At 50.9% G+C, this 7,344-nt stretch carries 7 protein-coding genes; all 7 read left to right on the plus strand.

What is annotated here, in order from left to right; all coding sequences use genetic code 11:
- Positions 1-90 precede the first annotated feature (90 nt).
- The 7 genes from K7H08_RS17310 to K7H08_RS17340 all read left to right on the plus strand — a co-directional run bounded on the left by K7H08_RS17310 (position 91) and on the right by K7H08_RS17340 (position 6,783).
- On the plus strand, positions 91-1,257 hold the full coding sequence (locus tag K7H08_RS17310) for a response regulator (RefSeq protein ID WP_038486020.1): 1,167 nt from the start codon (positions 91-93) through the stop codon (positions 1,255-1,257).
- On the plus strand, positions 1,254-2,051 hold the full coding sequence (locus K7H08_RS17315; RefSeq protein WP_038486017.1) for a sulfite exporter TauE/SafE family protein: 798 nt from the start codon (positions 1,254-1,256) through the stop codon (positions 2,049-2,051). The genes K7H08_RS17310 and K7H08_RS17315 overlap by 4 nt, the downstream gene beginning before the upstream one ends.
- A gap of 51 nt (positions 2,052-2,102) precedes the next feature.
- Positions 2,103-2,891, plus strand: a complete 789-nt coding sequence (lgt, locus tag K7H08_RS17320) for a prolipoprotein diacylglyceryl transferase (RefSeq protein ID WP_231658616.1) — start codon at positions 2,103-2,105, stop codon at positions 2,889-2,891.
- Between the two features lie 274 nt (positions 2,892-3,165).
- Positions 3,166-3,996 carry a thymidylate synthase gene (locus K7H08_RS17325; RefSeq protein ID WP_415965393.1) on the plus strand — a complete coding sequence of 277 codons (831 nt, stop codon included), beginning with the start codon at positions 3,166-3,168 and terminating at the stop codon, positions 3,994-3,996.
- Positions 3,993-4,532 (plus strand): dihydrofolate reductase, encoded by a 540-nt coding sequence (locus tag K7H08_RS17330; protein ID WP_038486008.1) that lies wholly within the window; start codon positions 3,993-3,995, stop codon positions 4,530-4,532. Before K7H08_RS17325 ends, K7H08_RS17330 begins: the two co-directional genes overlap by 4 nt.
- Positions 4,533-4,555: 23 nt before the next feature.
- Positions 4,556-5,455, plus strand: coding sequence for a ProQ/FINO family protein (locus K7H08_RS17335; RefSeq protein ID WP_231658617.1), 900 nt, complete (start codon positions 4,556-4,558; stop codon positions 5,453-5,455).
- 263 nt (positions 5,456-5,718) lie between these two features.
- Positions 5,719-6,783, plus strand: a complete 1,065-nt coding sequence (locus K7H08_RS17340) for a porin (RefSeq protein WP_231658618.1) — start codon at positions 5,719-5,721, stop codon at positions 6,781-6,783.
- The last annotated feature ends 561 nt before the right edge of the window (positions 6,784-7,344 follow it).

The following is a 7,344-nucleotide window of genomic DNA, read 5'->3' on the forward strand; positions in this document are numbered from 1 at the left end:
TTAACATTAATATAAATATGCTTAGCCACGCTATGGCTGCCAGCATGTTGAGGCGCAATATTTTAGAAGCCACCTAGGAAGGCGCATACTATGCAACGCTATCAGCGAGAGCACTTCTGGAATGCGATTGTCTGGCCTACTTTGTGGCCTCTTTTACTCATTCAGGCGGCCTTGGTACTGCTTTGTGTGCTGGTAGGGCTGGTGGTTTGGGGGCTTTCCCCTAGTCAAACGTCATGGAGCACCACCCTGTGGTTGACCCTTGCGTTGCTACTGGGTAGTTGTTTAAACGTTGGCGTGTTCTTGATGCTGGTTAAAAGTCGCGCAAAGCAAGAAGACGCCAGTTGCATGCAAGAGTTGGCCGAGTTAGAGCGCCAAGCAGCCCAATTGGTTAATCGACAAGCGGAGCAGGCTGATTCACAGGCGGAAGACGTCAGTGAAGGGCTGCCACTTAACCGCTTAGCGATGGTCAATCAGCTGTTGGCGGATGTCATTCGCGCAGGTGAGGATGTCCAGCATCCGGCTTCTTTAAGCGAGCCGTTCCGACCCGATCAAACCTTGCTTGATGACCTTCATCACCAGCAAAAACAGTTGAAGCATCTCATTGCTGGGCGCGACCGCGCGCGGGAAGAGTCACGCTTGAAGTCTGGTTATCTAACGTTACTTCAGCGTGAAGCCGACAGTCTGTTTGATCATTTGGGCGATATGTTGCAGATGGATAATTCAGAAACATGTCACAAGAATATTACTCACGTGCGAGAGCGGCTGGCGGATATACGCGCACTGCTTACTAATTTTGTTCAGCAAAGTGCTAACGAAACAGATGCTTATGAGCAGCCGCTTCCAGCTTCTGAGCGCAAACTACGTATCTTGGTGGTAGACGATGGCCCCGTTAATTTAATGCTGGCACGCCAAATGCTGGAAACCCAGGGGCTGCAGGTAGACGGCGTCAGCAGTGGGGAGCAGGCTTTGGACTGCCAGCAAACGGTTTTTTATGATCTCGTGTTTATGGATATTTTTATGCCGACCTTAGATGGGCTAGAAACAGCACGTCGCTGGCGGACCTTTGAGCGTCTTGGTGGCGGTCAGCGACGCAGTGTCTTGATTGCTCTCACTGCAAACGTTGATAGTGCTGGTAATGGCGCTTATAACGCTGCCGGTATGGATGACGTGCTAGCTAAGCCCTACAAGCCTGAAACACTACTCAGCATGATTACTAAGTGGGTACCCAGCGCGAATAACCAGGTGCAGGATAAATGACAGTATTGAGTATTTTAGCAGGGTATTTGTTGCTAGGCGCAGTGGCGGGCACCATGGCTGGTTTGTTTGGGGTGGGGGGCGGTTTAATTATTGTGCCTGCGCTTGTCTTTGCATTTGGTCTACAGGGGGTTGCTCCTGAAATTACCATGCATCTTGCAGTAGGCACCTCACTGGCGACGATCGTCGTCACCGGGGCTTCGTCAGCATTAGGGCACTTCCGAAAAGGTAGTATTCATAAGCCATGGTTCATGGCGCTGTTACCCGGACTTATGTTGGGGGCTATCGGTGGTGTATTTATCGCAGACAACCTTTCTGGCACCGTTTTGGGAACGTTATTCGGGGTGTTTGTATTGCTGCTAGCAACCAAAATGGTGTTTGGCCTTTCGCCAAAGCCCGGTAGTTCGCCACCAGGAAATGTTGCGATGACCATTGCTGGCGGCGTAGTAGGCGTCATATCAGCACTGTTTGGTATTGGAGGAGGCACAATGACAGTGCCTTGGCTTTCACGGTGTGGTGCAAGCATGACCCAAGCGGTGGGAACCTCTGCCGCCTGTGGCTTACCAATAGCGATGGTTGGTGCGTTAACGTTTATTGTTGTGGGATGGGGTAATCCGCTTCTTCCCCAATGGGCGACCGGCTTTGTCATGTGGCCTGCCTTTATCGGCATTGTGCTAACCAGTGTACCTTTTGCACGGCTTGGCGTTCGTTTGGCTCACGTGCTCCCAGCCACTGTATTGAGGTTTTCATTTGCAACGCTGTTGGCCATAGTGGGCTTGCGCTTCATATTGGCGTAATTCACCTATGCCACGCTGCTGTTTTCTTCCTGTTTGCTTTAGAGAGTCTCGATGATTAATTACCCAGATATCGATCCGGTAGCGATTTCACTTGGTCCGCTGCAGGTTCATTGGTACGGCTTAATGTATGTGGTGGGGTTTGTGGCGGCATGGTGGCTAGGATGTAAACGGGCGCCACGTATTGGGCTTACGAAAGATGATATCGGTGACTTGCTTTTTTACTGCGCCATTGGTGTGGTGCTGGGGGGGCGATTAGGATACGCCCTGTTTTACGGCCTAGGGCAGTGGACGGCTGACCCGCTATGGGTGTTCCGCGTATGGGATGGCGGCATGAGTTTCCATGGCGGTTTATTAGGGGTACTGCTTGCCGCATGGCTATTTGCACGTCGTAAACAACTGGCGTTCTTCACCCTCGCCGACTTCATCGCCCCGCTGGTACCCATTGGTTTAGGCGCTGGGCGGATTGGTAATTTTATCAACCATGAGTTGCCGGGCGGGGTAACGTCACTACCCTGGGGCATGCCATTTCCTGGTATGGGACCAGAGCCACGCCACCCTTCAGCGCTGTACGAAGCTTTTCTGGAAGGTATCGTACTGTTTGCCATCCTGTGGTGGGTATCTGCCAAGCCGCGCGCCAGAGGGTTGGTCTCGGGGTTATTCCTGTTAGGCTACGGCGTCTTCCGTTTTATGGTTGAATTTGTACGTATGCCGGATGCCCACATTGGCTATCTCGCCTTTGGCTGGTTCACCATGGGCATGCTGCTCACGCTCCCGATGATCGCGTTAGGCCTCGTTTTTATCGCCTGGTCGCGTCATCAACCCACCGATGCCAAGGTGTAGCGCGTGGTAATCGTAGCGCACCCGCGATGGTGCTCCAGCGCGAAGCGACGCTGTTATTAAGCAGAGCGGGGGCTCCCGTCGCGGGTGCCTCATTTGCTCGTTCCTCACAAGATTCGTTACCACGCGCTACGATAATCGCAATAGATTGACATTAAAGGTTTTGTAGCGCGTGGTAAGCGCAGCGCACCCGCGAAAGTGGTCTAATTAGGCTCGACCTACCCCCCTTTACCAGCCTAGAATACCCAATTAAATTGCCTGTTAATCTGGAATTTCTGTGACTGCAATAACGCCCATGCCGAAAGAAGCGCTAGAACAGCCGTATCTCGACCTAATGCGCACCGTAATGGAGCAAGGCGTGGATCGGGATGATCGCACTGGTGTTGGTACACGCTCAGTGTTTGGTCATCAAATGCGTTTCGACCTCTCCCGTGGTTTTCCGCTGCTAACCACTAAAAAGTTGCACCTGCGCTCTATTATTCATGAGCTGCTGTGGTTTCTTAAAGGTGATACCAATATCGGGTATCTCAAAGAGCATGGCGTACGTATCTGGGACGAGTGGGCTGATGAAAGCGGTAATCTTGGTCCGGTCTATGGTTATCAGTGGCGCAGTTGGCCGAGCCCCAATGGCGGTAGTGTCGACCAGATTTCTAATGTGTTGGAGCAGATTCGCAAGACGCCTCAGTCACGGCGACTGATTGTTTCAGCCTGGAATCCAGGTCAAGTTGATGAAATGAAATTGCCGCCTTGCCACTGTTTGTTTCAGTTTTATGTGGCTAATGGGCGTTTATCGTGCCAGCTTTACCAACGCAGTGCGGATATTTTTTTAGGTGTGCCGTTTAATATTGCAAGCTATGCGCTACTGCTCAGCATGGTGGCGCAGGTAACTGGCCTGGAGCCCGGCGAGTTTGTACATACGTTGGGTGATGCCCATCTTTACAGCAATCACCTAGAGCAGGCTCGGGAGCAGTTGAGTCGCACGCCTAAAGCGCCACCGCGACTGTCGCTTAACCCTCAGGTAACCAATCTGTTTGATTTCACCTTTGACGATATCAATATCGAAGAGTATGAGTCGCACCCCCATATCAAAGCGGAGGTGGCAGTATGAGTCAGCAGCAACATGCTTATGATCCCCTGGTGCCGATAGCGATGATTGTGGCGATGGCCAAAAACCGGGTGATTGGGGTCGAAGGTAAGTTACCTTGGTACCTACCGGAAGATCTAAAGTTCTTCAAGCGCATGACTCAAGCTAAGCCGCTTGTGATGGGGCGCAAAACCTACGCATCAATAGGTAAACCGCTGCCCAATCGGCTCAATATTGTAGTAACCCGTGATCCAAATTTTGCCGCCGAAGGCGTGCGGATATGTCATGAGCTACCAGCAGCATTGGCATTAGCCGACCAGCAGGCCACCATTGAAGCAGCAGAAGAAATTATGGTGATGGGAGGGGGAGAAATTTATCGACAAGCGCTTCCTCATGCCCAGCGCCTCTATATCACTGAAGTGGATATTGATGTCGATGGTGATGCCGTTTTCCCCGAATTCTCCATGGATGAGTGGCAGGAAGTTCAGCGTGTCGCGGGCAAGCCAGCAGAAGGGCAGCCTCAATACGACTTTGTAGTCTATGAGCGGATCGCCGACTGATCAGCGCAAAGAAGGAGGGGGTTATGGCCGCAACAGTACTGGATCTGCTAGAAACATTGGAAACGCACCTTGAGCAGACCAAAGCCGCATTGAACGCGTTGCGTGAAGAGAACGAAATGCTCAAAAGGCAGTTGGCAAACCAAATGCCCCAGACCCAACCGCCTTCGCAGCCGCTACAAGATCCAGCCCAGTCTGATGTGTCTGCCGTTGAGCCGTCTGCAGTAGATGCAAAGCCCTCTTCAGAAAAGTCCGACTCAATGGCCGTAGAGCAAACGCCAGAAGAAGCGTTAGCCTCAAGATCCATGAGTGAAGAGAAAGCAACGGCAGAAACAGTAACGACAGAAACAGTAACGGCCGAAACAGAAGCTGTGCCGCAGCCACCCTCCCCGCAAGCGCTTTTGCGTCAGTGGTATAAACGCTATCCGCACGCGTTTTTCACTGGACATACTAAACCGCTAAAAGTGGGCATTCATCAGGATTTAGCCCAGCGAGAACCCTGGTCGGGGAAGTTGATTCGCCGAGCATTAGCTAACTATGTGAATTTGCCACGCTATGTGAAATCCATGCGAGAAGGTGCTGAGCGAATCGATTTAGATGGAAACCCAGCAGGCAAAGTCGATAAAGAAGCGGCGCGACATGCCAGTGAGCGGCGAAAAGATAAGCAAGACAGCAATACACCAAAGCAAGCACAGTCTTCAGAAAATAGAAAGTCGCAGCAATCTTCAAAACAGTCTTCAAAGCAGTCTTCAAAACAAGCATCGAAACAAGTGCTTCAAAAGGCACCAAATAATGCTACCCCCGCAGCTATGAAAGAGCATGAGCAACGGGGGATGAATGAAGCGAAGGAAAAAGTTGAAGCAGCTAAACCGCTTAGCTTAGAGGATAAATTAAGAGGGCTTCAGCAGAAATTTACCGGGCGCTGAGACCAGTCAGTTACTCATGGGTTCCTTAAAAAAATGCAAATCGTAAAAAAACACTGTTTTTTTCTATTGCGTTCACTGGAATCCCAGTATAGAGTTTGACCTGCGAGCATTGGACTATAACAAGGCTTAGTTGAGGACATGCCGCATACCACCGGGAAAAACCGGAGGATGGCATAAAGAGCATGGCCCGCAAGCCAGCTGCAGACTTCACAATAAGTTTGCGGTAACGATCGAAACAGTAAGCTAGTTAAGGAACCTACATCATGAAAAAGACACTTTTAGCGACTGCTATCATTGGCGCCCTCGGTGCCTCTGCTGCCGCTCAAGCAGCTACCGTTTATGACCAAGACGGCACCAAACTTGACGTCTATGGCCGTATCGCCATGGGTATCGCTGGTGGTGGCCCCGAGTTCAACGACGAAGGTCAAGAAATTGACAAGAGTCCGGAATTTGTTGATGTCTATTCTCGCCTCGGCCTGCGTATGAGCCAAGAAGTTAACTCTGACCTGACCGCTTTCGGTCGTTTAGAGTGGCGCTTCAAAGGCGACGAGCGTTACACCGAGTCTGGCTTCACTGAAATTCGTCAGAGCTACCTGGGCTTGCAAAGCAAGCAGTACGGTACCGTTCAAGCTGGTAACTTCGACAGCTTCTACAACCAGTTTGTTTCTCTGCCGTTCGATGTTTACATCGACCGTGGTCTAGAATTCGCTGGTCACCCGAAGCAGTCGCGTGGCGACTCTATCGGTTACTACACGCCTGATCTTCAAGGCTGGACTGCCTTCCTGCAGCTGAAACACTACAGCGAGCGTGGCGAACTTGAACCAGTTCGCGAAGAAGGTAATGTAGTTGCTGCACAAGGTGGCGTACGCTACGAGCAAGGTCCTGTCACTGTAGCTCTTGGCTTCGTTGACGACGTTCAGCGTGGTGGCGGTAACGGCGAAATGCTGGGTGGTCTGATCGGTTCTTACGCCGTTAATGATCAGCTGTCAGTTCGTTTAGGTTACGAAGGTCGTGAAAACAACGAAGACCTGCGTCTCCGCGAAAACGGCTACGACAAGGTTGGTGTTGGTGCGACTTACACCACAGGTCCTTGGGCGTTCACTGGTGACTACTACCACGTCAGCCGCGATGGTATCAGTCCTGAAGGCGAAGAGAACGATAACAGCAACGCTTGGTCTCTGGGTTCTTACTACAAAGTTTCCAGCGCGTTTGATGTTTTCGTAGAAGTTGCTGATGGCGACGCACCGTCCATCAATCGTGACGAAACTACTCTGAGCGATCTGACTGACAACGTTTACTGGCTAACAGGCGCGCGTTACCACTTCTAAGCTTGGCTCCATCGCAATGCTTAGCAGGTAACCCCTGTAAGTGATATAGAACCGGCCTCATTGCGAGGCCGGTTTTTTTTATTAGTTAGATTTCATAGCAGTATAGTGGAATGCAAGTTTTAAAATCATGGTCGTCTTGAGGCGAGAGAAGCAATGAGATAAAAACTACCTATCTGGCGGTTTATTCAGGTCAAAGCTATGGAAGATGCGCTGTCAAAAAAAGTAATGCCTAAAGACCAGAAGGCGATTGCGCGCCCCTGGCTAAGCACCTCCAATCAGTGTAAGTGCCCTGCAATATGATACCTATCAAGCGTATACTTCCTCACGTAAGCAGCTCGCTACTAAAGCATGGTCTTATGTCTTGTTGAGATAGGTTTCTGAGATGGGTTTCTGAGATAGGTTTTCTGGAATCCTTGCTGCGCTTGAAATCGTCCTTATGTCCTGAATTCATAGAATAACTGCAGCACTTTGGATCATACGGTAGAGGCAGGAGGGCCAGCAGCGGTACCCTCTCCGCCTTACCGACCAAAGTGAAGCAGAGTATGGGATACCGACAACTGA

This window comes from Halomonas sp. IOP_6 (assembly GCF_021151565.1).
GTDB lineage: Bacteria > Pseudomonadota > Gammaproteobacteria > Pseudomonadales > Halomonadaceae > Vreelandella > Vreelandella alkaliphila.